This window comes from Ancylobacter amanitiformis (assembly GCF_030814815.1).
Classification (GTDB): domain Bacteria; phylum Pseudomonadota; class Alphaproteobacteria; order Rhizobiales; family Xanthobacteraceae; genus Ancylobacter; species Ancylobacter amanitiformis.
The window spans coordinates 127,493-151,220 of the sequence record NZ_JAUSVR010000001.1 but is presented as its reverse complement, the minus strand read 5'-3'; the positions used below and the strand labels follow the sequence as shown (position 1 = coordinate 151,220).

27 protein-coding genes are annotated in these 23,728 nt (G+C 68.0%); 16 read left to right on the top strand and 11 right to left on the bottom strand.

Annotated features, from left to right (window positions below):
• The first annotated feature begins 135 nt into the window (after positions 1 to 135).
• Entirely contained in the window at positions 136 to 1,179 is a 1,044-nt protein-coding gene (locus QOZ99_RS00680) for an LLM class flavin-dependent oxidoreductase (RefSeq protein WP_306887944.1), read from the top strand.
• Here QOZ99_RS00680 and QOZ99_RS00675 read toward each other — a convergent pair.
• Together QOZ99_RS00675 and QOZ99_RS00670 are read right to left on the bottom strand one after the other, a co-directional pair.
• Positions 1,176 to 2,093: a DMT family transporter gene (locus tag QOZ99_RS00675; RefSeq protein ID WP_306887943.1), complete on the bottom strand. Its 918-nt coding sequence runs from the start codon at positions 2,091 to 2,093 to the stop codon at positions 1,176 to 1,178. The genes QOZ99_RS00680 and QOZ99_RS00675 overlap by 4 nt on opposite strands.
• A gap of 159 nt (positions 2,094 to 2,252) precedes the next feature.
• Positions 2,253 to 3,194 (bottom strand): LysR substrate-binding domain-containing protein, encoded by a 942-nt coding sequence (locus tag QOZ99_RS00670; RefSeq protein WP_306887942.1) that lies wholly within the window; start codon positions 3,192 to 3,194, stop codon positions 2,253 to 2,255.
• A gap of 148 nt (positions 3,195 to 3,342) precedes the next feature.
• Here QOZ99_RS00670 and QOZ99_RS00665 point away from each other — a divergent pair, with 148 nt between their 5' ends.
• Positions 3,343 to 3,657 carry a DMT family transporter gene (locus QOZ99_RS00665; RefSeq protein WP_306887941.1) on the top strand — a complete coding sequence of 105 codons (315 nt, stop codon included), beginning with the start codon at positions 3,343 to 3,345 and terminating at the stop codon, positions 3,655 to 3,657.
• Positions 3,658 to 3,703: 46 nt separating this feature from the next.
• Here QOZ99_RS00665 and QOZ99_RS00660 read toward each other — a convergent pair whose 3' ends face one another.
• Both QOZ99_RS00660 and QOZ99_RS00655 read right to left on the bottom strand, forming a co-directional pair.
• A complete protein-coding gene (locus tag QOZ99_RS00660; protein WP_306887940.1) occupies positions 3,704 to 4,882 on the bottom strand; it encodes an FAD-dependent monooxygenase in 1,179 nt (392 codons plus the stop codon).
• A 31-nt stretch (positions 4,883 to 4,913) separates the two neighbouring features.
• A complete protein-coding gene (locus tag QOZ99_RS00655) occupies positions 4,914 to 5,162 on the bottom strand; it encodes a zinc-finger domain-containing protein (RefSeq protein WP_306887939.1) in 249 nt (82 codons plus the stop codon).
• A 221-nt stretch (positions 5,163 to 5,383) separates the two neighbouring features.
• On the opposite strand from QOZ99_RS00655, the gene QOZ99_RS00650 reads away from it, so the two are divergent.
• From QOZ99_RS00650 to QOZ99_RS00630, 5 genes are all read left to right on the top strand, one after another.
• The gene (locus QOZ99_RS00650) at positions 5,384 to 6,496 is read left to right on the top strand and encodes a hypothetical protein (protein ID WP_306887938.1); all 1,113 of its coding nucleotides are present in this window, start codon (positions 5,384 to 5,386) and stop codon (positions 6,494 to 6,496) included.
• Between the two features lie 34 nt (positions 6,497 to 6,530).
• Complete coding sequence (locus QOZ99_RS00645) at positions 6,531 to 7,283, top strand: alpha/beta fold hydrolase (protein WP_306887937.1); 753 nt, start codon at positions 6,531 to 6,533, stop codon at positions 7,281 to 7,283.
• Between the two features lie 301 nt (positions 7,284 to 7,584).
• Positions 7,585 to 8,448 carry a serine O-acetyltransferase gene (gene cysE / locus QOZ99_RS00640; protein WP_306887935.1) on the top strand — a complete coding sequence of 288 codons (864 nt, stop codon included), beginning with the start codon at positions 7,585 to 7,587 and terminating at the stop codon, positions 8,446 to 8,448.
• Positions 8,449 to 8,579: 131 nt separating this feature from the next.
• Complete coding sequence (locus QOZ99_RS00635; RefSeq protein ID WP_183189548.1) at positions 8,580 to 8,792, top strand: DUF3126 family protein; 213 nt, start codon at positions 8,580 to 8,582, stop codon at positions 8,790 to 8,792.
• A 3-nt stretch (positions 8,793 to 8,795) separates the two neighbouring features.
• The gene (locus QOZ99_RS00630; RefSeq protein WP_306887934.1) at positions 8,796 to 9,326 is read left to right on the top strand and encodes a gamma carbonic anhydrase family protein; all 531 of its coding nucleotides are present in this window, start codon (positions 8,796 to 8,798) and stop codon (positions 9,324 to 9,326) included.
• 61 nt (positions 9,327 to 9,387) lie between these two features.
• Here QOZ99_RS00630 and QOZ99_RS00625 read toward each other — a convergent pair whose 3' ends face one another.
• On the bottom strand, positions 9,388 to 10,041 hold the full coding sequence (locus QOZ99_RS00625; protein ID WP_306887933.1) for a transglutaminase-like cysteine peptidase: 654 nt from the start codon (positions 10,039 to 10,041) through the stop codon (positions 9,388 to 9,390).
• Between the two features lie 181 nt (positions 10,042 to 10,222).
• On the opposite strand from QOZ99_RS00625, the gene QOZ99_RS00620 reads away from it, so the two are divergent.
• Together QOZ99_RS00620 and QOZ99_RS00615 are read left to right on the top strand one after the other, a co-directional pair.
• Positions 10,223 to 11,050, top strand: a complete 828-nt coding sequence (locus tag QOZ99_RS00620) for a rhomboid family intramembrane serine protease (RefSeq protein ID WP_306887932.1) — start codon at positions 10,223 to 10,225, stop codon at positions 11,048 to 11,050.
• A gap of 150 nt (positions 11,051 to 11,200) precedes the next feature.
• Positions 11,201 to 11,632, top strand: coding sequence for a CBS domain-containing protein (locus tag QOZ99_RS00615; RefSeq protein WP_306887931.1), 432 nt, complete (start codon positions 11,201 to 11,203; stop codon positions 11,630 to 11,632).
• 68 nt (positions 11,633 to 11,700) lie between these two features.
• On the opposite strand, the gene hisI is transcribed toward QOZ99_RS00615, so the two are convergent.
• Entirely contained in the window at positions 11,701 to 12,213 is a 513-nt protein-coding gene (gene hisI, locus QOZ99_RS00610) for a phosphoribosyl-AMP cyclohydrolase (RefSeq protein WP_306887930.1), read from the bottom strand.
• 5 nt (positions 12,214 to 12,218) lie between these two features.
• Positions 12,219 to 12,857: a GTP cyclohydrolase I FolE gene (gene folE, locus QOZ99_RS00605; protein ID WP_183189542.1), complete on the bottom strand. Its 639-nt coding sequence runs from the start codon at positions 12,855 to 12,857 to the stop codon at positions 12,219 to 12,221.
• A 240-nt stretch (positions 12,858 to 13,097) separates the two neighbouring features.
• Between folE and QOZ99_RS00600 the strand changes: the two genes are divergently transcribed.
• On the top strand, positions 13,098 to 13,598 hold the full coding sequence (locus QOZ99_RS00600; RefSeq protein WP_306887928.1) for an iron-sulfur cluster assembly scaffold protein: 501 nt from the start codon (positions 13,098 to 13,100) through the stop codon (positions 13,596 to 13,598).
• Between the two features lie 65 nt (positions 13,599 to 13,663).
• Here QOZ99_RS00600 and QOZ99_RS00595 read toward each other — a convergent pair whose 3' ends face one another.
• Positions 13,664 to 14,101 (bottom strand): hypothetical protein, encoded by a 438-nt coding sequence (locus QOZ99_RS00595; RefSeq protein ID WP_306887927.1) that lies wholly within the window; start codon positions 14,099 to 14,101, stop codon positions 13,664 to 13,666.
• Between the two features lie 80 nt (positions 14,102 to 14,181).
• Between QOZ99_RS00595 and yidD the strand changes: the two genes are divergently transcribed.
• Positions 14,182 to 14,508, top strand: a complete 327-nt coding sequence (gene yidD, locus QOZ99_RS00590) for a membrane protein insertion efficiency factor YidD (RefSeq protein ID WP_306887926.1) — start codon at positions 14,182 to 14,184, stop codon at positions 14,506 to 14,508.
• A gap of 53 nt (positions 14,509 to 14,561) precedes the next feature.
• On the top strand, positions 14,562 to 16,562 hold the full coding sequence (thrS, locus tag QOZ99_RS00585; RefSeq protein ID WP_306887925.1) for a threonine--tRNA ligase: 2,001 nt from the start codon (positions 14,562 to 14,564) through the stop codon (positions 16,560 to 16,562).
• 71 nt (positions 16,563 to 16,633) lie between these two features.
• Here thrS and QOZ99_RS00580 read toward each other — a convergent pair whose 3' ends face one another.
• Complete coding sequence (locus QOZ99_RS00580) at positions 16,634 to 16,867, bottom strand: hypothetical protein (RefSeq protein WP_306887924.1); 234 nt, start codon at positions 16,865 to 16,867, stop codon at positions 16,634 to 16,636.
• 280 nt (positions 16,868 to 17,147) lie between these two features.
• Between QOZ99_RS00580 and QOZ99_RS00575 the strand changes: the two genes are divergently transcribed.
• The 4 genes from QOZ99_RS00575 to QOZ99_RS00560 all read left to right on the top strand — a co-directional run bounded on the left by QOZ99_RS00575 (position 17,148) and on the right by QOZ99_RS00560 (position 22,879).
• On the top strand, positions 17,148 to 18,362 hold the full coding sequence (locus QOZ99_RS00575; protein WP_306887923.1) for a PP2C family protein-serine/threonine phosphatase: 1,215 nt from the start codon (positions 17,148 to 17,150) through the stop codon (positions 18,360 to 18,362).
• Entirely contained in the window at positions 18,359 to 20,701 is a 2,343-nt protein-coding gene (locus tag QOZ99_RS00570) for a response regulator (RefSeq protein WP_306887922.1), read from the top strand. Before QOZ99_RS00575 ends, QOZ99_RS00570 begins: the two co-directional genes overlap by 4 nt.
• A 32-nt stretch (positions 20,702 to 20,733) precedes the next feature.
• Complete coding sequence (locus tag QOZ99_RS00565; protein ID WP_306887921.1) at positions 20,734 to 21,099, top strand: response regulator; 366 nt, start codon at positions 20,734 to 20,736, stop codon at positions 21,097 to 21,099.
• Positions 21,100 to 21,280: 181 nt separating this feature from the next.
• Entirely contained in the window at positions 21,281 to 22,879 is a 1,599-nt protein-coding gene (locus QOZ99_RS00560; protein WP_306887920.1) for a Na/Pi cotransporter family protein, read from the top strand.
• Positions 22,880 to 22,905: 26 nt separating this feature from the next.
• On the opposite strand, the gene QOZ99_RS00555 is transcribed toward QOZ99_RS00560, so the two are convergent.
• The gene (locus QOZ99_RS00555; RefSeq protein WP_306887919.1) at positions 22,906 to 23,337 is read right to left on the bottom strand and encodes an ATP-binding protein; all 432 of its coding nucleotides are present in this window, start codon (positions 23,335 to 23,337) and stop codon (positions 22,906 to 22,908) included.
• A 36-nt stretch (positions 23,338 to 23,373) separates the two neighbouring features.
• Positions 23,374 to 23,706, bottom strand: a complete 333-nt coding sequence (locus QOZ99_RS00550) for an STAS domain-containing protein (RefSeq protein ID WP_306887918.1) — start codon at positions 23,704 to 23,706, stop codon at positions 23,374 to 23,376.
• Between the last annotated feature and the right edge of the window lie 22 nt (positions 23,707 to 23,728).

Below are 23,728 nucleotides of genomic sequence, written 5' to 3'. Positions count from 1 at the left end.
CCCGGTCCGGCGCGGGACGGGTACCGCCCATACCCGGTTACACGCAGGAAACGTCTTTGGTTACGCGCAGGAAACGTCTTTGGTTACACGCAGGAAACGTCTTGCGGCGGCGGGGCGGCTTCCCAACTAAGAGCCATGACCCGAGAAGCCAGCAACCGCCTCGCCACCGTCCCGCTCTCCGTCCTCGACCTGTCCTTCGTCACGTCGGGCGGCACCGGGCCGCAGGCGCTGCGCAGCACGATCGAGCTTGCGCGCCTCGTCGATTCGCTCGGCTATGAGCGTTTCTGGGTGGCGGAGCATCATAACCTGCCCTCCGTGGCCTCGGGCGCGCCCGATGTCATGTCCGGGCAGATTCTCGCCGCCACGCAGCGCATTCGCGTCGGCTCGGGCGGCGTGATGCTGCCGAACCACGCGCCCCTCATGGTGGCCGAGCGCTTCAAGGTGCTGGAGGCGCTCTATCCTGGCCGGGTCGATCTCGGCCTCGGCCGCGCCCCGGGCACCGACCAGTTGACCGCGCACGCGCTGCGCCGGCGGCAGGATATCGACCCCGGCGACGATTTTCTCGACCGGCTGAAAGAACTGATGCTGTGGGATAGCGGTCTCTGGCCGGCCGATCATCCCTATCGCAACATCAAGGTGATGCCGGTGGACGTGAACCTGCCGCCGCTCTGGCTGCTCGGTTCCTCCGGCTACAGCGCGCGGCTGGCGGCGCAGATCGGCGTGGGGTTCGCCTTCGCCCATCATTTCGCCCAGCATGACGTGCTGGACGCGATGCTGAGCTACCGCGCGGCCTTCCAGCCCTCCGATCGGCTGGACCGGCCGCACGCCATCCTCGCCCTCTCCGTGGTGTGCGCCCCGAGCGACGACGAGGCGGAATGGCTGGCCGGCAGCGTCGACCTCGCGCAACTCAGGCGGGCGCGCGGCGATTATGGGCCGGTGCCGTCGCCGGAGGAGGCGGCGGCCTTTCCCTATAGCGAGGCCGATCGCGCCTTCATGCGCCGTAACCGCGAGAAAGTGCTGGTGGGTGGGCCCGCAAGGGTGGCGGCGGGGCTGGAGCGTTTCCTCGACAGCACGCAGGCGGATGAGCTGATGATCACCACGCCGGTTCACGATTTCGCGGCGAAGGCGCGCTCCTATGAGCTGGTGATGGCGCTGCAGCTTGTGCCGGCCACGCTTTAAAGCCGGAGCGGGCGCGCCGGGCGTGTCACCAGCCAGATGCCCAGCGCGATCGGTGCGATGCCGAGAATGTCGAGCGGCGGCACCGCCTCGCCGAGCAGCAGCCAGCCGAAAAACAGGCCGAGCGGCGGCATGAGGAAGTGCAGGCTGGAGGCTGCTGTCGCCGAAGAGCGGGTGAGCAGGTAGAACCACAGCCCGTAGCCGCCGATCGACACCGCCACCACGAGATAGGCGAGGCCGGCGAACAGTTCCGGCGTCAGGTTCACCTGGTGGAAATCCTCCCGCAGCAGCGCCACCGGCACCAGGGTGAGCCCGCCGGCCAGGCACTGGATGGCGTTGCCGCTCCACACCCCGCCGCGCGGGACGAAATACTTGAAGGCGAGCGTGCCGGCCGAGAGCGCCAGCATGCCGCCGCCGATGAGCAGCGTGCCCTCAACGCTCTCATGCGCCCCGGCAAGACGCGAGCGCAGCACCACCACGACGCCGGCGAGGCCGAGGCCGATGCCCGCCCATTTCACCAGCGTCATCCGTTCGCCCAGCAGCGGGCCCGCGAACAGCGCGACCACCAGCGGCAGGCAGCTGGTCAGCACGGCGGTATAGGCGGAGGAGGTGAAGGTGAGCGCGGTCCAGTTCAGACCGAGATAGATCGCGTTGTTGAGGATGCCGATGAAGACCAGCGCGGCCACGTCGCGCCGGCCCATGCGCGGGCGTCCATCCACCGCCCAGGCGAGCGCGAGCATGATGATGCCGGCCAGCAGGAGCCGCGTGGAGAGCAGAGTCAGCGGCGGGCAATGCGCCAGCGCCATCTTCGCGCCGGCGAAGGCGGAGGACCACAGCACGCAGAACAGCGCCACCAGCAATGGCAACGGCAGGAAGGTGCGGGGCGCGGCGAGGGGCGCGGGCGCGGCGGCGGGCATCGGCTTTTGTCCCTTGCGATCGGTGGCGCACGCTAGCGAAACGGCTTTGGATCGGAAAACGAGTTGTTTCCATGGGGGCGATAAGAAATATCGATATGTGGCGCGAGGCGCGGCTTTCAGGCCGCGAGCCTGTGCTCCCGTCATCGGCGTCGCGTGGCTTCAGGCGCCTGTCGGCGTGATCCTCGCGGCGGGAGGGGCGGCGGACGGGGCGGCGGCGAACTCCTCCACCACCCAGCGGCGCAGCATGGCGACCGCCGGCTGGTCCGCCGCCGAGGTCGCGAAGACGAGGTGATAGGACAGCCCGCCGATGATCGGGCCGAAGGGCTGCACCAGTGTGCCGGCGGCCAGTTCGGGAGCGATCATCACGAGGCTCAGCAGCGCCACGCCATGGCCGGCAATGACCGCCTGGATGGCGCTGGCCTCATCGTTGAAAGAGATGCCGGCGCCAGTGTCGAGGCGGGTGAGCCCCGCGCGCTGGCGCCAGTCTTCCCAGCTCGGCACGCTGGCCTCCCGCGTCCAGGGCAGTTGCTCGATATGGATCAGCGTCGCGCGGGCGAGGTCTTCCGGCCGGCGCAGCGGCAGGCCGGCGGCGCAGACGGGGGCGAAGCCGTCGGCGATGAGGGGCAGGGCGGCGAGGCCGGGATAGGAGCCGCGCCCATAGCGGATCGCGACATCCGCCTCGCCCGCCGATACATCGACCGGTTCGTCCGAGGCGTGCAGGCGCAGATCCCAGTCGGGATGGCGGGCGCGAAAGCCGGCGACGCGCGGCACCAGCAGCCGCGCGGCAAAGGCGGCGGTGGCCGACAGTGTCGCCACCTGCCGGCGCGGGCGCGCCTCCCCGATCAGTTCGTCGATCGCCCCGGCCATGCTGTCAAAGGCCGCCCGCATCGGCACCAGCAGCGCCTGTCCCTGCGGGGTGAGGGCGACCTTGCGGGTCTGCCGCACGAACAAGGCAAGGCCGAGATCGGCTTCCAGCCGGCGGATCTGATGGCTGACGGCGGTGGGCGTCACGCCCAGTTCGGCGGCGGCGAGCTTGAAGCTCTCCAGCCGCGCGGCGGCCTCGAAGGCGCGCAGCGAACCCAGCGGCGGCAGACGGCGCATCGGCCCCTCACGAATGAACAGGATTCATCTATGGGATGAGTATTAAGCGTTTGTCCAATAAGCGGCGCGTCCCGTACAAGGATTCTGCGGCACCGGCACCCAGAGGGGGACATCATCCCCCGCGCCGTCGTCGCGGGAGCGTCTCATAATGGCTTGGGCCTATCTTATCATCGCCGCGCTGTTCGAGGTCGTGTTCGCGCTGAGCATGAAATATTCCGATGGTTTCTCGCGCCTGTGGCCGAGCGTCGTGACCATCGCCAGCGTCAGCGCCAGCTTCGCCTTCCTCACGCTGGCGATCAAGGACCTGCCGGTCAGCGTCGCCTATCCCGTGTGGACCGCCATCGGCACGCTGGGCACGGTGCTGCTTGGGGCGCTGGTGCTCGGCGAGGCGCTGAGCCCGATGAAGCTGGTCTGCGTCGTCATCATCGTCATCGGCATTGCCGGGCTGAAAGTGGCGGCGTGAACGTGGCGGGGTGAACGTGGAGTCTTGAACGTGGCGGCGTGAACCGTCACGCGCGCCAGTCATAGATCCAGCGATAGCGCTCCAGCACCGCGTCGCCCGAGCGCGCGCGCATCACGAGATCGCGGGCAATCCGCGCCGGGCCGGCGAGATGATAGAGGCGATCCATCGATCGCGCCGCCCGCTGCACCCGTGCCGTGCGCGGCTGGCGCAGGGCCTCATAGCGACGCAGGCCGGCGGGAATGTCGCCCGCCTCCTTCAGCGTGCCGGCCAGCACCACCGCATCCTCGATCGCCTGCGCCGCGCCCTGCGCCAGAAAGGGCGGCATGGCATGGGCGGCGTCGCCCAGCAGCGTCACCCGCCCGGTTCCCCAGGCGGGCAGGGGGTCGAGATCGAACAGCGCCCAGCGCAACCAGCGGTCGGGGGACTTGAGCAGGGCGAGGGCGTCCGCGCTCCAGTCGCGGTAATGGGCGATGAGTTCGCCCGGCAGCCCTTCGAGATTCCAGCCGTGCACCTCGCGCGCGTCCGGCGTGACGGCGACCAGGTTGATCGCCGCGCCGGCCTTCACGGGATAGGAGACCAGATGCGCGCCCGGCCCCAGCCACAGCCGCGTCACCGGGTCGGCGAGGCGCGCGGGCAGGGCGCTTGCCGGCACGGTGGCGCGCCACGCCGCGCGGTGGCGGAAGGAGGGCCGTGCATTGGGATAAAGCACGCCGCGCACCGCCGAGCGCAGGCCATCCGCCCCCACCAGCGCATCGGCCTCCAGCGTCTCGCTGCCCTCGCCGCGCGCCAGATGCACGCTGACACGATCGGCGGCTTGCGTGAAACCGCGCACCGTGCGGCCGAGGCGGATATCGATGGCCGGCATTTCGCGCGCCGCCGCGGCCAGCGCGGCCTGCAGGTCGGCGCGGTGAATGACGATGAAGGGCCCGCCGAAGCGCGCCTCGACCGCCGCCCCCATCGGCGCACGGGTGATGACGCGCCCGCTGCGCCCGTCCATCACCGCGAAGCCGGCGGGCTCGACGGCCATGTCGCGCACGCGCTCATAGACGCCGAGCGCGAGGAGGCAGCGCGTGGCATTGGCGGCAAGCTGCACGCCGGCGCCGACTTCCTCGATCGCTCCGGCCCGCTCGATCACGCTGACGCGACAGCCGGCGCGGGCGAGGGCGAGCGCCGCCGCCAGCCCGCCTATGCCGGCCCCGGCGACAAGGATGTGGCGTTGCGACACGTCATGTCCACCCGGTCAGGATGCCACCCGTTCAGGCGGCGGCCGGCGTCTCGTAGAGGGCGCCCGGCGGATTGGTCTGCGCGCCATGCAGCTTCGAATCGAAGACATAGAGGGTCGAGCAATAGGGGCAGACGATTTCGTGATCGGCGCCCATGTCGAGGAACACATGCGGGTGGTCAAAGGGCGGCTCCGCCCCGACGCACATGAACTCCTTGGCACCGATGAAGATTTTCGGCACGCCCGCCGAATTGTGGAAGTGGGGAACGACGTGGCCCGCCATGATATCCGCCTGTCCGCGCTCGTGTTTCGATCCGGCGGGACCATAGCCGCTGGAAACGCGGCGGCCAAGGTGCTTGCGCGCCGGGGCAGGGGATGGCGCGTCGCGCGGGGATGCGTGACGGATCCGGCGGCCAATGATGGCGCCCCTCCCATCGCCTCCGACGGTTTCCTCCACCCATGGCTTCGCCACAAACACCCATGGCTTCGCCACAAAGGCCGGGCATGACGTCAGGGTCGTTTCATCGGGTGCAGCCCTTCCCCGCCATGCGTCGTTTCCTTGCCGCCGCCGCTTTCCTGCTCGCCTTTGCCGGCGCCGCCCATTGGGTGCTGCCGGCGGGGCGCTACGCTCTGGACCTCGCCCTGGCGCAGGATGACGCGGCGCGCATCGCCGATATCGAACTGTCGCGCGTGCTGACGCCGGCGCTGGTGGCCGGCGAGATCGAAAGCGCGCTGGCGGCAAAGGATGGCGAACTGGCCGCGAGCTATGTCGCGCTGGCCGACGCGCGCGGGATCGAGATCGCGCCGGCCCTGCGCGCCCGCGTCACGCTGGCCAACAGCACGGCGATGGTCGCGGCGCGCGGAGCCGGTGCCTTTGGCAAGGGCTTCGTGACCGGCGAGGGCGAGGATCTGGCGGGTCTGGCCGGGGCGGCGACCGGCGACCTCACCGTGTGGGGCGACGTGCGCGACCTCGGGCGCGAGGCCTTGCACTGGGCGAGCGGCGAGCCGGTGGATAAGCTGATGGTGGGCCTGGCCGGCGCGGGGATTGTCGCGACCGGCGCCACCTATGCCGCCTTCGGCGCGCCGCTGACGCTGCGGGCCGGGCTGAGCCTGATCAAGGGCGCGCGACGGGCCGGCGTGGTGGGCGCGCGGCTGGCGGGCGACATCGCGGGCGCGCTTCGCGGCGGGCGCCGGGTCGAGGCCGCCGCGACACTGGCCGATATCGGCCGCGCCGGGTCCAGGGCCGGCACGCGCGCCACCTTCGCCGGGCTGGCCCATGTCGATGATGCGGCCGGGGCCGGGCGCCTCGCGCGGCTGGCCGACGTGAAGGGCGGGCAGACGCTGGCCATTTTCAAGACGCTCGGGCGTGGCGCGCTGTTCGTCACCGAGGCGATCGCCAAGCTCGCCTTCTGGGTGATCGCGGCGGCCATCAACCTGTTCGGGCTGGTCTCCGCCTTCAACGCCATGGTGGTGGCGGGCGTGCGTCCCTTGTGGAAACGCCGCCGCCCGACCGGCCAAACAGGGCGGCGGGCCCCTCATGCGGCCATGGCGGTTTCCGCCGCGGCGCTTGGTGCGGTTTCCGCCGCAGCGCTTGGCAGGCCGGGCCTCGCTCTCTAGGTTGCCGGCTCCCTGTTGCCGGAACCTGCGCACCATGCCGACCTTCTCCCATAACGATCTCGACTTCGCCTATCTCGACGAGGGGGAGGGCGAGCCGGTCCTGCTCATTCACGGCTTCGCCTCGACCAAGGAAATCAACTGGGTCGGGCCGGGCTGGATGTCGACGCTGGTGCGCGCCGGGCGGCGGGCGATCGCCTTCGACAATCGCGGCCACGGCGCGTCCACCAAGCTCTATGAGCGCGAGGCCTATGACCCCGCCATCATGGCACGGGACGCGCTGGCGCTGATGGATCACCTCGGCCTGCCGCGCGCCGATGTGATGGGCTATTCCATGGGCGGGCGGATCGCCGCCTGTCTCGCGCTGGAAGCACCCGAGCGGGTGCGATCGCTCATCCTCGGCGGCATCGGCATTCATCTGGTGGAAGGCGCCGGCCTGCCGGTGACGGTGGCCGAGGCGCTGCTCGCCCCCTCGCTCGAGGATGTGACCGACCCGACCGGGCGCACCTTCCGCATGTTCGCCGAGGTGACGAAAAGTGACCGGCGGGCGCTGGCCGCGTGCATCTATGGTTCGCGCCGCACGCTCACGCGCGAGGACGTGGGGCGCATCGGCGTGCCGACGCTGATCGCCATCGGCACCAAGGACGCGGTGTCGGGCGCGGCACGTCCGCTGGCCGCGCTGATTCCCGGCGCGCAGGTGGTGGATATTCCCGACCGCGACCATATGCTGGCGGTGGGCGACAAGGTGTTCAAGGAAGCCGCGCTCGCCTTTCTCAACGCGCGCCCCTGAATGCGCGCCCGTTGGTTGCGTGAACCTTGGTTGCGCGCCTCTTGGTTGCGAGCCTCTTGGTTGTGTGATCGAGGCGGCGCGATGGGGGCCGCCGGGGGACCTGGACGATGGCCGGCATGCCGATGATCGAGGCAGCGGGGATGAAGCCGCTGCGATGTAGCGTCGGGCCGCGCGTCGCTCGCGGCGCGTAAGCGCCCGTGACGGTGCCGGCATGGGCGCGTTCCGCGCGCTGTGCTAGGATCCATCCAACTCAGGTTGAAAAGGTCGGCGCCACCGGGACAGCCGGCCAGGGACAAGACCAATGGCTCAGAATTCTCTCCACCGTGCCGAGATCGCCAGTCGGGTCATCGACAAGATCGACCCGATATGGTCGCGCATCCGCGGCGAGGCCGAATCCATCGTCGCCCGCGAGCCGGCACTTGCCAGCTTCATCTATTCGACCGTGCTGTATCATCCCTCGCTGGAGGAAGCGGTCGGCCATCGCATCTCCCAGCGGCTCGACCATGTGGACATGCCGAGCCACCTCATCCGCCAGGCTTTCCGCGAGGCGGTGAACGAGGATCCGGAACTGGGCCTCGCCGTACGCGCCGATATTCTCGCCGTGTGCGACCGCGACCCCGCCACCCAGCGCGCGGTCGATCCGCTGCTCTATTACAAGGGCTTCCACGCCATCCAGACCCACCGTCTGGCGCACTGGCTGTGGAAGAACGGGCGCAAGGATTTCGCGCTCTACCTGCAGAGCCGCGCCTCGATGGTCTACCAGGTGGACATCAATCCGGCGGCGGTGTTCGGGCGCGGCATCTTCTTCGACCATGCGACCGGCATCGTGGTCGGCGAGACGGCGGTCATCGAGGACAATGTGTCGATCCTGCAGGGTGTCACGCTCGGCGGCACCGGCAAGGAACATGGCGACCGGCATCCGAAGATCCGCAGCGGCGTGCTCATCGGCGCCGGCGCCAAGGTGCTCGGCAATATCGAGGTCGGCAAATGCGCGCGCGTCGCGGCCGGCTCGGTGGTGCTGAAGCCGGTTCCGCCCGGCACCACGGTGGCCGGCGTGCCGTCCCGGGTGGTTGGCGTGGCGGGCTGCTCGGAGCCCTCGCGGAGCATGGACCAGATGTTCGATCAGATCGACGACGTGCCGTCCTTCCTCGGCGAAGCGATCTGACGATCGTCGTCCCCAGTCCCGCCTGCCCGGCAGGGCAGACGGGCGGCGCGCGGCGTGCTTGCGGGTTGCGCCGGCGCGCCCGGCGTGGCAAGCCTGCCGCCCAATCCAACGCATTTCGGGAGACAAGAGCTTTGGAAAAGAAGGATTTCGAGCGCATCCAGACCTATATGCGCCGACTGTTCAACAACACGCAGATCCGCGTCGTCGGCCGTCCGAAGAAGAAGGATTCCGCCGAGGTTTACATCGGGGACGAGTTCATCGGCATCATGTTCGAGGACAAGGAAGACGGCGACCTCTCCTATAATTTCCAGATGGCCATTCTCGACACCGATCTCGAGGACTGAGCCGTGGCGATCTACGCGCTCGACGGCATTGCGCCGGAGCTTCCGGCCCCCGGCCGCTACTGGATCGCGCCGAGCGCCGAGGTGATCGGCCATGTCCAACTCGGCGACGAGGCGAGCGTGTGGTTCGGCGCCACGATCCGCGGCGACAATGAGCGCATCGCGCTCGGCGCGCGGGTCAATATTCAGGAATTGTGCGTGCTGCATGCCGATCCGGGCTTCCCGCTGACCATTGGCGAGGACTGCACGATCGGCCACCGGGCGATCCTGCACGGCTGCACGATCGGCGCCAACAGCCTGATCGGCATGGGGGCGACCCTGCTCAACGGCGCCAGGATCGGCCGCAACTGTCTGGTCGGCGCCGGCGCGCTGGTGACGGAAGGCAAGGAGTTTCCCGACAATTCGCTGATTGTCGGGGCCCCGGCCAAGGCGATCCGCACGTTGGACGACGCGATGGCGACGCGCATTCACGGCACCGCCGCGCATTATGTGCGCAACTGGCGGCGCTTCGCCGAGGGGCTGTCGAAGATCGGCTGAGCGGCCGCGCCGGCTCTTGTGCTCGACGGCCGCGAAGGGCGGAGCCGCCCTTCGCGGGTCATCAGTACTGGCCCACCGTCAGCGGGGCCATCACGTCGCCCAGCGAAACCCAGCGGTCGGGATTGCCCTGCGCCTGCCGCTTCACGAAGCGATAGCCGGTCTCGTGCCAGAGCACGATGCCGCTCTCCTGATTGTCGAGCACCAGGTCGCCGCGATCCGTCACCACGGTGAGGACGGCGTGGCCTTCGTTCTCGCGGTCGCGCACCACGGTGATGAGCAGGGTTTCCGCCGGCCAGCCGAGAGCGATCAGTTCGCGGCGCTTCACCAGCACATATTCCTCGCAATCGCCATAACCGTCCTCGGCATAGGTCCAGCGTTCGGCGACGCCGTAATGGTCGAGATCGGTCATCGGCTTGATTCGCTGGTTGACCTCGGCGTTGATCGCCGTGAGCTGGGCGAAGTTCGCTTCCGTCAGCGCCACCTTGCCACCACGCGCATTGCCGCTACCGCAGTCGCGCGGATACTCCTCGCAGAACTGTGCGTAGCCGATCGGCGTGGTCGACTTGCCTTCCGACACCATGTTGGCCGGAAAGCTGGAATGCATTGCCAGTCGATCATTCGCCTCGACTGGCAGCGCGCCGGCGAATACGCCGAGCAACGCCCCGATTATCACTGTCACCGTCGCGTGACGGGCTCGTTCGAGCCTCTTGTTCATCGCGTGCCTCGTTCCTGTCTATGGAAGAGATCATGACAGATAGAATTTTATGCTGGTCTAAGCGATGTCGGAAATTCTGCACTACGCTGGATATGGAATGTTAACGGGTCTTACTACTGATATTAACCATATGAATAGGCATTCCGTTCATCACAAGGATTAAGCCGGTGGCAACGTCCCTGTGGCTGCCGGCCTGCGGGCGCGACTTGCCGCCGGGCCTGTCGGCGCCTATGTCATCTCTGTGCTTGATCCATCCCAAATCGCCGCGCGGCAGCGTCAGCCGATCCTCAATGTGCCGCCGGTGATCACCGCGCTGGCCGTGGCGATGCTTGTCGTCCAGCTGGCGCGCGACTTCCTCGATCCCGACATGGGCATCGAGATCCTCGCGCTGTTCGCCTTCATTCCCGCCCGCTACGACCCGTCCTTGCTGGCGGATGGCGTGCTGCCGGGCGGCACGGCGGCGGATGCGTGGACCTTCGTCACCTATGCGTTCCTGCATGGCAGCTGGACCCATGTCGGGCTGAACCTCTTGTGGATGCTCGCCTTCGGCAGTCCGGTGGCGAAGCGCTTCGGGGCCATGCGGTTCCTCGCCTTCTTCGCGGTTGCCGCGGCGGCGGGGGCGGGGCTGCACCTCATCAGCCATGAGGGCGAGATGGTGCCGATGATCGGCGCCTCGGCGGCGGTGTCGGGCTGCATGGCGGCGGCCATCCGCTTCATGTTCGCGGCGGAGGGCCGCGAGGCGTGGCGGCCGGACTTTCTCGGCGCGTCGGTGGAGTTCCCCGCCCCGCCGCTCTCCGTGGTGATGCGCGACCGCCGGGTGATCAGCTTCGTGGTGGTGTGGTTCGTCATCAACATCGCCTTCGGCGTGATGACGGCGACGCCCGATGGCAGCATCGCCTGGGAAGCCCATATTGGCGGCTTCCTCGTTGGCCTGCTGCTGTTCCCGCTGTTCGATCCGGTATCCCGGCACCCGGACGACCGCTCTGTGGCCCGCTCGCGCCACGGCTGAGGGCTGCTGGCGCGCAGGCCTCTTGCCTCGCGCAGCGTTAGGATCGATCATTCCCGGCTTAACGGTATGCACCGCGCCCGCGGTGACGGCCGATAACGAGTGGCCGGCGCGCATGCCGACCGGCCGCCGGTACTGGGAAGGAGCAATGCCATGACGGTTCGTTCGATCTTGGACGAGAAGGGATACGACGTTCAGACCATCGCCCCCGATGCCACGTTGCGCGAGGTGATGGCGGTTCTCGCGGAGAAGCGCATCGGCGCGGTCGTCGTCACCGATGCCGATCTCCACGTGGTGGGCATCATCTCCGAACGCGACGCGGTGCGGGTGATCGGCCGTGACGGTCCGGCCAGACTCGACGATCCCGTGCACGCGATCATGACGACCAAGGTCGTGACCACCGATGGCAACGAGACCGTGCATCAGGTGATGGAGCACATGACGGCCGGTCGCTTCCGCCATCTGCCGGTGGTGCAGGCGGGCAAGCTGATCGGCCTCATTTCAATCGGCGACGTGGTGAAGCACCGCCTCGCGGAGATGGAGCGCGAGAGCACCGCGCTGCGCGAGTACATCCTCTCGACATGATCCCGGAGCCCGTATGCCCTCTCCCCGACAGGGAGAGGGCAGGGTGAGGGGCGGTCCGTCGGGATGGCTCAGAAATGCGGGGTGTCGGTCTTCTTCGGTGCGGCATAGACCGCCGCCGGATCGAAAAGCTTGCCCGGCTCGTTGACCGTCAGCGTGAGATCGGGTGTCGGCGCGGCACCGAGCGGGACGGAGCGGAAGAAGCAGGAGCGGTGCCCGGTGTGGCAGGCGGCGCCCGGTGATCCGCCGGGAAGATCAGCCATGCGCACACGCATCACCACCGCGTCCTGGTCGCAATCGACGCGCAGTTCGACCAGCGTCTGGACGTGGCCGCTCTCCTCGCCCTTCTTCCACAGCTTCTGGCGCGAGCGGCTGAAATAATGCGCCTGCCCGGTCTCGATGGTCAGCGCCAGCGCGCGCGCGTTCATATGCGCGACCATCAGCACGGTGCCATCCTCGGCATCCACGGCGACGGCGGTGAGGAGGCCGTCGGCGTCGAATTTCGGCGCCAGACGATCTCCCTCCTCGATCGCGGCGGTGGAGCCGCGCGGGGCGAAAAGCGGCGCCGCAGGTTCCGTGGACACCGGCGTCAGGGCCGCATGCCGCGCAGCAGGGTCATGAAGCGAACCTGCTCCTGCGGATCGTCGCGGAAGATGCCGGTGAACTGCGTGGTGACGGTGGACGCACCGTGCTTGCGCACCCCGCGCATGGCCATGCACATATGCTCGGCCTCGATGAGAACCGCGACGCCGCGCGGCTTCAGGGTCTCGTCCATCGCCGTGATGATCTGCGATGTCAGGTGCTCCTGCGTCTGCAGGCGGCGGGCGAACAGGTCGACGATGCGGGCGATCTTCGACAGGCCGACCACGCGCTCGACCGGGAAATAGGCGACATGCGCCCTGCCCACGAACGGCACCATGTGGTGCTCGCAATGCGAGTAGAACTCGATGTCGCGCACCAGCACCATATCGTCGAAATTGCCGATCTCGCCGAAGGTGCGGTCGAGGATCTTCTCGGAATCGGCGCTGTAGCCGCTGTAGAGCTCCTCATAGGCGCGCACCACGCGCTTGGGCGTATCCAGCAGGCCTTCGCGCGCGGGATCGTCTCCCGCCCAGGCGATGAGCGTGCGAACGGCGGCTTCCGCCTCCTCGCGCGAGGGGCGCCGGCTGGCGGCGGCCTCGCTCTCGCTCTGGGCGCTACGCATCAGCGACTTAAGCACGGCATCCATGACGAACTCCGTTCGACGGCGCATTTCACATCCGGCACCGAGGCTTCACCGGTCCAACTCGTCATACGTGCCATCACCCACCGCAGATCAGCGTCACGTCTTGACCATAGTCGCCGCGCGAAATGGCCGGAAGGGGCATCCGGTTGCTTTCGCACGCCAACCACCGTTCCTATATAGGCGGCACGGGGCAGGCTGCAACGCGGGCAAATCGTGTCCCGCGGCTCGACGAACGGACAAGTCATGCTGAACGACGTCTATAATCGCCGCATACTTGAGTTGGCTGCCGATATACCACGGCTCGGGCGGCTTGCCTCTCCAGATGCCACGGCAACGGCGCATTCGCGCCTTTGCGGCTCCACCGTCACCATCGATCTCGCCGTGACGGACGGCGTCGTCACCGACTTTGCCCATGAGGTGCGCGCCTGCGCGCTCGGCCAGGCCTCGTCCTCGGTCATGGGCGGGCTGGTCGTCGGCTCCACGGCCGCCGAACTGCGCGACGTGCGGGAGGCAATGCGGCGGATGCTGAAGGAGAACGGCGCCGCGCCGGGCGGACGCTGGGCGGAACTGGCCGTGCTGGAGCCGGTGCGCGACTACAAGGCCCGTCACGCCTCGACGCTGCTCACCTTCGATGCGGTGGTCGATGCGCTCGATCAGATAGCGGCGCTCGACCAGATCGCGGCGCGCGACAGCACGACGCAGGAGAATGGATCGCCGCAGGATGAGACACAGGCGGCCGAGTGAACGCTGCCCTTTCGGCACGGCCCCCAGCGCCGTCCGCTCATCGCCGTCCGCTCATCGCCATTCACTCACCTCATGGTGAAGAAGGTGAACAGCACCTCGCCCTTCTCGCCGGTGAGGCAGAGGAAGCGGTTCGCCGAATCGGATTTGTCACGTTGGATATAGGCTTCGCCCATGATCACGCCCTTGACCGCGGTGTCGCCGAGCTTGGCATCGGCGGTGGCGACGGTGAGGCCGTCGACATCGATGTAGATATCGTCCACCGAGGGCGAAAGCTGCTTCAGCCGGGCGAGGGCCTGCTGCTTGCAGGCGGCAATGCGCTGCATATCGGGATCGGCCTCGGCGGAGTCGGCAGCCGCGGGATCCGGTTGGGTGCCGGCGGCGGGCGCGGCGGTGGCCGGCATCTGCTGGGCGCTGGCGGGAGCCGTGAGCAGCGCCAGACTGATCATCGGCATGACCGCCAGAGACGACAAGAGAAGGGCCGGCAGCGCGTCGTTCTTGGTCATCATATGGTCCTTGCCTGCGCATGCTGCGCCAGCGCCAACGCGCAGGACCTGCGGTGGTTCCCCGTTAGGGGCGCGGGGCGATGACGACGCGCGGCCTGCTGGGCGCGCTGGCGCTGGCGCCGCGTCTGGCGCTGCGGGCGCCGATCCTCGTCTACCGCTACAGTCTTTCCGCCTTCATCGGCCGGCAGTGCCGCTATCTCCCCACCTGTTCGGAATTCGCCGATGGGGCCATCTCGCGCCACGGCGCGTGGGCGGGGGGCTGGATGGCGGCGGGGCGGATCTGCCGCTGCCATCCCTGGGGCGGCTCGGGCTATGAGGCGGTGCCGGTCGAATTGCCGCCAAAAGCCGTGTGGTATATGCCGTGGCGCTACGCACGGGCTCCCAAACCGGAGACCGGCGAGAACTGACCGACCAACAAGCCTACCTGCGTGGTTCGCAGGAGTGGGCCGGAGAAAAGCCTATGTCCGAAAATCTCGTGAGCCCGAACGTCCCCGGCGAGCCGGTAAACGTGCATCTCACCTTCCCCGACGGCGCCGTCCGAGCCTATGCCTCCGGCACCACGGGAACCGAAGTCGCCGCCTCCATCGCCAAGTCGCTGGCCAAGAAGTCGCTGGCGATGAAGCTGGACGGCACGCTGAGCGACCTGTCCGATCCGATCACCAGGGATGCGAAGTTCGAGATCGTCACCCGCGAGAGCCCGGAGGCGCTGGAACTCATCCGCCACGACGCCGCCCATGTGCTGGCCGAGGCGGTGCAGGATCTGTGGCCGGGCACGCAGGTCACCATCGGCCCGGTGATCGAGAACGGCTTCTATTACGACTTCTTCCGCAACGAGCCCTTCACCCCGGAGGATTTCGGCGCGATCGAGAAGAAGATGCGCGAAATCATCGCCCGCGACGCGCCCTTCACCAAGGAGGAGTGGGACCGCGAGACGACCAAGCGCGTCTTCAAGGAGAAGGGCGAGGCGTTCAAGGTCGAGCTGGTGGACGCCATTCCCGCCGACCAGACCATCAAGATCTATCGCCAGGGCGAGTGGTTCGACCTGTGCCGCGGCCCGCACATGCCGAGCGTCGGCAAGGTGGGCGATGCCTTCAAGCTGATGAAGGTGGCCGGCGCCTATTGGCGCGGCGACAGCAATAACCAGATGCTCACCCGCATCTACGCCACCGCGTGGCGCAATCGCGAGGAACTCGACGCCTATATCCACCAGCTGGAGGAGGCGGAGAAGCGCGACCACCGCCGGCTCGGCCGGGAGATGGACCTGTTCCACTTCCAGGAGGAGGGGCCGGGCGTGGTGTTCTGGCACCCCAAGGGGTGGAGCCTGTTCCAGAACCTCGTCGCCTATATGCGCCGCCGTCTCGCGGCCGACTATGCCGAGGTGAACGCGCCGCAGGTGCTCGACAAGTCGCTGTGGGAGACCTCCGGCCACTGGGGCTGGTATAAGGACAACATGTTCAAGGTGCAGCCGGCCGGCGATACCGAGGACAATGACCGGGTCTATGCGCTGAAGCCCATGAACTGCCCCGGCCATGTGCAGATCTTCAAGCACGGGCTGAAATCCTACCGCGATCTGCCTATGCGACTTGCGGAATTCGGCGCGGTGCACCGCTACGAGCCCTCGGGCGCGCTGCACGGGCTGATGCGGGTGCGCGGCTTCACCCAGGACGACGCCCACATCTTCTGCACCGAGGAGCAGATGGCGGCGGAGTGCCTGAAGATCAACGAACTGATCCTTTCCACCTATGCCGATTTCGGCTTTGCGGAGATCGTGGTGAAGCTCTCCACGCGCCCGGAGAAGCGGGTCGGCTCGGACGCGGTGTGGGACCACGCCGAGGACGTGATGGGCCGGGTGCTGACCCAGATCGAGGCGGAATCCGGCGGCAAGATCAAGACCGGCATCCTGCCGGGCGAGGGCGCGTTCTACGGGCCGAAATTCGAGTACACGCTGCGCGACGCCATCGGGCGCGAATGGCAATGCGGCACGACGCAGGTCGACTTCAACCTGCCGGAACGCTTCGGCGCCTTCTATGTCGATGCCGATGGTTCGAAGAAGACGCCGGTCATGATCCACCGCGCCATCTGCGGCTCGATGGAGCGTTTCACCGGCATCCTGATCGAGCACCATGCCGGGCATTTCCCGCTCTGGCTGGCGCCGGTGCAGGCGGTGGTGGCGACCATCACCTCCGAGGGCGACGACTACGCGCGCGAGATCGTCGCGGCGGCGAAGAAGCTGGGGCTGCGGGTCGAGATCGACCTGCGCAACGAGAAGATCAACTACAAGGTGCGCGAGCACTCGCTGGCCAAGGTGCCGGCGCTTCTCGTGGTCGGGCGCAAGGAAGCGGCGGAGCGCACCGTCTCGATCCGCCGGCTCGGTTCGCCCAACCAGACCACGCTGACGCTGGACGAGGCGCTGGCGAGCCTGACGGCGGAGGCCACCGCGCCGGACCGGCTGCGCGACTGAGCGCGGCAACGCGCGCGGCAGGATACGCCGCGCGTGCCTTCCCGGCGCGGGCCTTCGTCCGCGTCGGCCCGCTACAGGATCGGCGGCTTGGGCGGTGTCTCGGCCGGCACGGGCGTAGCCGGCGTGCTGGGCGGTGCCTGCTGCGTAACCGGCGGCTGGCCGGTGTAAGGCAGGGTCTGCCGGCGCAGGCTGGGATTGGCATCGGCGCCCGGCACGTTCAGCCGGCGCTGCTGCGGTGTCCAGGAGGAGGGGCCCTGCATCAGGTTCTGGCTGTTCGGCTTCACCGAATTGGGTCGCTGCGGCATGTAGGGATTTTTCACGGTTGAACTCTGGGCTAGGGCGGAGCCCGCCGTGGCTACAAGCACGAGCAGAACGACGCCGGACATGTTCTTCATCGATCACCTCGGGTCTGTTCCTTATCTAGGGTGAGGTCGGCCGCTTTGCCATTGCCTTGTCGAAGGCGGGAAGCGGCACGCCGTTGCGGATGACGTTGCGGAGGGCGCATGCGGGCGTTGCTAAGTCCGTGTTTTGCGTGAATATTCCGCCGGCCCGAACGCATCTCGGGCGGATGGCGGAAGCGGACAGATGGCTGACCAGAACGCGACGATTCTGGTGGTGGATGATGTTGCCGAGAATCGCGACCTGCTGATTCGACGCCTGCGCCGGCTCGGCTTCACGCGGCTCGACCAGGCGGCCGACGGGCGCGAGGCACTCGCCGCCATCGCCCAGACCCGCTACGACCTTGTCCTGCTCGACATCATGATGCCGGAGCTGGACGGATTCGGCGTGCTCGCGGCGATGAATGCGGATGGGCGGATCCACGATCTGCCGGTCATCGTGGTCTCGGCCCTGAACGAGATTGAACCCGTGGTCCGCTGCATCGAGCTGGGCGCCGACGATTTCCTGTTCAAGCCGTTCAACCCGACGCTGCTGCGGGCCCGGGTGCTGGCGACGCTGGAGAAGAAGGCGCTGCGCGACCGCACGCGCGACGAGCTCCGGCGCAAGCAGGTCGAGCTCAACGAGGCGCGCACCTTGCAGCTCGCGCTGGTGCCCGCGCCCTTTGACGGCACCATTGCCGGCCAGCCCGTCGGCATACGCGCCCTGCTGGAGCCGGCCAAGGAAGTGGGCGGGGATCTCGTCGACCATTTCATCGTGGGCAGCGACCTTATCGTGCTGGTGGTGGGCGACGTGTCGGACAAGGGCGCGGCGGCGGCGCTGATGATGGCGCGCACCCATGCGATGTTCCGTGCCATGGCCGGGCGGCCGGATGCGCCGGAACTGTTCGCCGATCCCGCGCGCGCGGTTTCGCTCGCCAATGATGCGCTGGCGCGCGGCAATGTCGGCTGCATGTTCGTCACGTTCCTGCTGGCGGTGCTGCACGCGCCGTCCGGCGTGCTGTCCTATGTCCGCGCCGGCCATATCCCCCCCTTCCTGCGGGCCGCCGATGGGGGCCTCACCCGGCTCTCCGGCCATGGTGGGCCCGCGCTCGGGGTGATGGAGGAGTTTGCCTATCGCACCGCCACGCATCCGCTGGTTCCGGGAGACCGGCTGCTGGTGGTGACCGATGGTTTCACCGAAGCGCAGGATGCCGGGGAGGCGCTTTATGGCGAGGAGCGGCTCGGCTACCTGTTCGCCGCGCTCGACGGGTCGGAGGCGGACACGCTGGGCCGGCTGGTGAGCGACGTGCGCGCCTTCGAGGCGGGGCTGCCGGCATTCGACGACATGGCGGCGATCCTGCTCACGCTGGCGCCACTTAAAGATAACGCGGCAACGTCCGCAGGCGAGGGGGAAGCGCGATGACGATGACGGCGGATTCGGGAACCCTGCCCGAGGACGGCCTCGCGGGGCGGGAAGCCACGCTGCTGCGGGCGACGCTGGAGAACATGTCGCAGGGCATCGCCATGTATGATGGCGAGCACCGGCTGGTGACGTGGAACCAGCTGTTCCGCGAATATCTCGACATGCCGGACGAGTTCCTCACCTCCGAGCATACGTTTTCCGATTATATCCGCTATCTCGGCAGCCGCGGCGAATTCGGCGAGATCGATATCGAGATCGCGCTGGCGCAGCGCATCGCCCAGCTGGCGGAGCCTCATTCCTTCGAGCGCACCCGCCCGGACGGGACCATTCTGGAGGTCCGCCGCGACCCCGTGCCCGGCGGCGGCTTCATCGCCATCTATACCGACATCACCGAGCGCAAGCTGGCCGAGATGAAGCTGCGCGAGGACGAGGAGCAGTTGCGCGCCATCGACGCGGCGGCGCCGGTCGGCCTTCTCATCCTCGATCTCGTTCACGCCGCGGTGCGCCACGCCAATGGCTGCTTCGGCCGGCTGATCGACCGCGATGCGGCGACATTGACGGACCTGCCCTTCGGCCAGCTGTTCGCCGACCCGGAGAAGGTGAAGCAACTGCATGAGCTGATTCTGGCGCCGTCCACCGGCCGGCAGGAATTCTACCTGCCGCGCGCCGACGGCACCTCGGTCTGCACCATGGTCTCGCATGAGGAACTGGATTTCCGCGGCTCGCGGGCGGTGATCGCCACCTTCGTCGACATTTCCGACCGCGTGCGCATGGAGCAGCAGCTGCGCGAGGCGAAGGAGGCGGCGGAATCCGCCAACCGAGTCAAATCGGCCTTCCTCGCCAACATGAGCCACGAGCTGCGCACGCCGCTCAATGCCATTATCGGCTATAGCGAGATCCTCGCCGAGGACGCTGCCGACGAGGGCAACAGCGCCATGGTGGCCGACCTCGACAAGATCCAGGCGGCCGGCAAGCACCTGCTGGGCCTGATCAACGACATTCTCGACCTCTCCAAGATCGAGGCCGGGCGGATGGACGTCTATCTGGAGCAGGTGTTCCTCACCCGCATGGTGGACGAGGTGAAGACCATTGTCGGTCCGATGATGGTGAAGAACAATAATCGCTTCGTCATCGATTGCCCGGTCGATATCGGCTCGCTGCGCACGGACGTCACGAAGCTCAAGCAGAGCCTGATCAACCTCCTGAGCAACGCCGCGAAGTTCACCAAGAACGGCGACGTGACCCTGCGCATCGTGCGCGAGGAGGGCAGGGAAGGTGCCGGACTGGTGCGCTTCGAGGTGTCGGACAGCGGCATCGGCATGAGCGAGGAGCAGATGGGCCGGCTGTTCCAGGCCTTCACGCAGGCGGATTCCTCCACCACCCGCAATTTCGGCGGCACGGGCCTCGGCCTCACCATCACCAAGCATTTCGCCGCGATGCTGGGCGGCTCGATCGCGGTGCGCAGCGAGGCGGGCAAGGGATCCACCTTCACCATCGAACTGCCGATCGAAGGCAAGCCGCAGGCGCAGGAAATCGCTGCCTCCGAGATGTCGCAACCGCTCGCGCCGGTGCAGCCCGGTGCGATCACCGTTCTGGTGGTGGACGACGACCCGGCGGTGCACGAGGTGCTCGACGCCACGCTGGGCAAGGAGGGCTACGTGCTGCGCCACGCGCGCGACGGCGTCGAGGCGCTCAACATCATGCACACCGATCCGCCCGATGTGGTGACGCTGGACGTGATGCTGCCCAAGATCGACGGCTGGTCGGTGCTCGGCATCATGAAATCCGAGCCGGCGCTGGAGCATATTCCGGTCATCATGCTCACCATCGTCGACGACCGGAACCTCGGCTATTCGCTGGGCGCCTCCGAATACATGACCAAGCCGATCGACCGGCAGCGGCTGATCGCGCTGATTCACCGCCTGGCGCCGATCGGCGAGGATTCGCTGGCACTGGTGGTGGATGACGACCCCGAGGTGCGGGCCATGGTGCGTTCCACGGTGGAGGGCGTCGGGCTCGACGTGGCCGAGGTCGCCAATGGCCGCGAGGCGCTCGAATGGCTGGAGGGGCATCGTCCGCCCTCGCTGGTGCTGCTCGACCTGATGATGCCGGAAATGGACGGCTTCACCTTCCTGGAGAAGGTGCGTGCGCAGCCGAAATTCGTCGACCTGCCGATCGTGGTGCTGACCGCCAAGGAGCTGAGTTCGCCCGAGCGCGATTTCCTCGCGCGCAACACGCTGCTCATCCTCAACAAGAGCGCGCAGCCCATCGGCACGCTCGGCTCGGCGCTGGCGGCGATCGCCGGTCGGCGGGTCCGGCACGGCGGCGGGCCGGCGTGAGCGGGTCGGGTTTGGACAATGGGAGCCGGGCGATGGCGAAGATCCTGCTGGTCGAGGATAACGAGATGAACCGCGACATGCTCTCGCGCCGGCTCTCGCGCAATGGCCACGAGGTGCTGGTGGCGGTGAACGGGCAGGAAGGGGTCGATCTCGCCCTGTCCGAGCGACCCGACATCATCCTCATGGACATGAGCCTGCCGGTACTGGACGGCTGGGAGGCAACGCGGCAGGTGAAGGCCAATCCGGAAACGGCAGCCATCCCCGTCATCGCGCTGACCGCCCACGCCATGGCGAAGGACCGCGAGGACGCCATGGCGGCCGGATGCGACGACTTCGACACCAAGCCGGTTGAACTGCCGCGGCTGCTGGGCAAGATCCAGGCGCTGCTGGGCGGCTGATGTCTCCCGGCCTTCCATTGGCCGATCCGCCGGGCTGGTGCGCGGCGCGAGCCATGCCGGCGCCCGGTCAGGATCGCGGCCCGCCCGAGACTTGAGACTGCCCCGAGACTTGAGACTGCCCCGAGGCTTGAGACTGCATCGAAGGATATGATGGCGTTGCGGAACGGGAATTTCTGAGGCGATGTCGACAATCGCCTCCCTGCTGTGCGGCCTCGGCCTTTTCTTCATCGGCGTGCGCATGCTCTCCGCCAACCTCGTGCCGCTGGTGGGGCGGCGCGCCCGCGCCGTCTTCGCCCGGGCCTTGCACGGCACCCTGGGCTGCGCGGCCAGCGGCGTCGTGGCCGGCATCGTCACGCAGAGTTCGACGGCGGTATCCTGGATCATCGTCTCCTTCGTCAGGGGCGGTGTGCTGCCGCCGGGGCCCGCGCTGCTGGCGCCGACCTGGTCGAATGTCGGCACGGCACTGCTGCCGCTCATCGTCGCCGTCAACACGGCGACTCCGGCCGGCATCGTGATCGGCATTGTCGGCTCCGCCACCTATTTCCGGCTGGTGCGCGGCGACCGGATGCGCAACGCGCTGGACGCGGCGCTGGGCGGGGCGCTGCTGCTGTTCGGCATGTATCTTGTTTCAAGCGCCGTCGGGCCGCTGCGCGAGCAGGCGATGCAGGAAATCTGGTGGCAGAGCGCGGTGAACAATCCCTGGCTGCTGGCGCTGGTCGGGGCCGGCTTCGCCTTCGCCGCGCAATCCTCCTCGGTGGCGGCGGCGCTGGCGGTGGCCTCTATCTCCGGTGGGCTGCTGACGCTCAGTGCGGCGTTTCCGCTGATTGCCGGCGCCAATATCGCCAGCGGCATCAACAACGCGCTGATGATTCCCGGCGAAACCGCCGCGGGGCGAACCGTGTTCGCGCTGCAGGTCGTGCAGAAGGGGGCGGGCGGGCTGCTGCTGGCGGCGCTTTCGGTGGTCGCCGCGGTTTATCCGGATCCGATGACCCATCTTCTCACGACCGACGGGCTCGGATCGCCGGGTGCGCAGATCGCCCTCGTCTTCCTGCTGGCGCAGGTCGGCGGTGCGCTCGTGACCAGTTGGCTGGAACGTCCCTGCCGGCGGCTTTTGCACCGGCTCATGCCGGCGAGCCCGGCCGAAACCCTGGCCGAACCGGCCTTCCTGCTGCGCGAGGCGCTGGGCGATCCCGCCACCGCGCTGGAACTCAGCCTGCGCGAGGTGGCGCGGCTGACGACACGCCTGCCGCAGATGCTGGACCGCGTGCGCGAGGATGGTCCGACCCACGGCCCGGCGCCGGCTGCGCTGCGGCTGGCCGGCGCCACGCTGGCGGCGACGGTGAAGACCTATCTCGCCTCGCTGCTCGACAGCAGCCCCACCCGTCCGCAGGTGGCGGTGGCGCTACTGCTCGATGAGGCCGCGACCACGGCCGGCGCGCTGCACGAGGCGCTGGCGGAATTCGCGCAGGAGGCGGCGCAGGCGCGCGAGGTGCCGACAGCGCAGCGGCTCGTCGAGGCGCTGCATGCCATTCTCGGCGCGGTTGCCGACCATGCGGAGGCGCTCGGCGCGGAGGATCCCGCGCTGGTGATCGCCCTGCTCGGCCATCGCGACCAGTTGATGGAGGGGCTGCGGCTGCGGCTGTCCTCGCAGGAGGACATCGCGCCGGCCGCGCAGAATGCTCTGTTCCGCATGACGGTGCTGTTCGAGCGCATCGTCTGGCAGGCGCGCGGGCTGGTGAACGATTTCACGCAGGTTCACCGGGCGGCGGAGGCCAGCTGAGCCGTCGCAGCCTCACGGCGCTGTGCTCACCCGGTCGGCTCGGTCAGATGCAGCCGGATGACCACGATATTGCTGCCGTGCTCGTAGCGATAGGCCACGGAGACGGCGAGGGTGCGCACCAGGTGGATGCCGAGCCCGCCGACGCGGCGCTCCTCGATCGAGCCGGTCAGGTCCGGCGGCGGTGCGTGGAACGGATCGAATGGCGCGCCGTCATCGCTGAAGGTCAGTTCCAGCATGTCGCCATCCAGGCGCACCTTTACGCCGATCTCGCCCTGCCGCCCGTCCTCATAGCCATGCGCGACCGCATTGGCGACGAACTCGTCAACCGCCAGCTGCAGCCGATAGGCCGGGGTTTGCGGGATAGCGTTGGTCCTGACGAAGAAGTCGAGCGCCTCGAACAGCGGCTCAAGTTCATCGAGCCGGCTCGGCAGGCGGATGTCGATCTCGCGAATGATCATGGTCCCGCCCGCCGATGATCGGTCAGGGAGGCGCGGTCACGTGAGCGCGGCGAGCGCGCTCGCCCGGCTCTCGTGAATCGGGATGAGCGCGGTGAAGCCGCTCACGTCGAACACCTCGTGCACCTGCGGGACAAGGCCGCAGATGACCAGTTGCAGGCCGTTGCTGCGCGCCAGCTTGGTGGCCTTCAGCACCACGCGCAGCCCGGCCGAGCTGATATAGGTAAGCTCGGCGAAATCCAGCACGATGGCGGCGCTGCCCTCCGGGATGACGGCCAGCGTCTCGTCGAGCTTGGGCGAGGAACTGCTGTCGAGACGCCCGCGCACGGCGGTGATCATAACGTCCTTCTCGACGATGCGGTCGATATGCATGGCGATGCCAATCCTGTCCAAG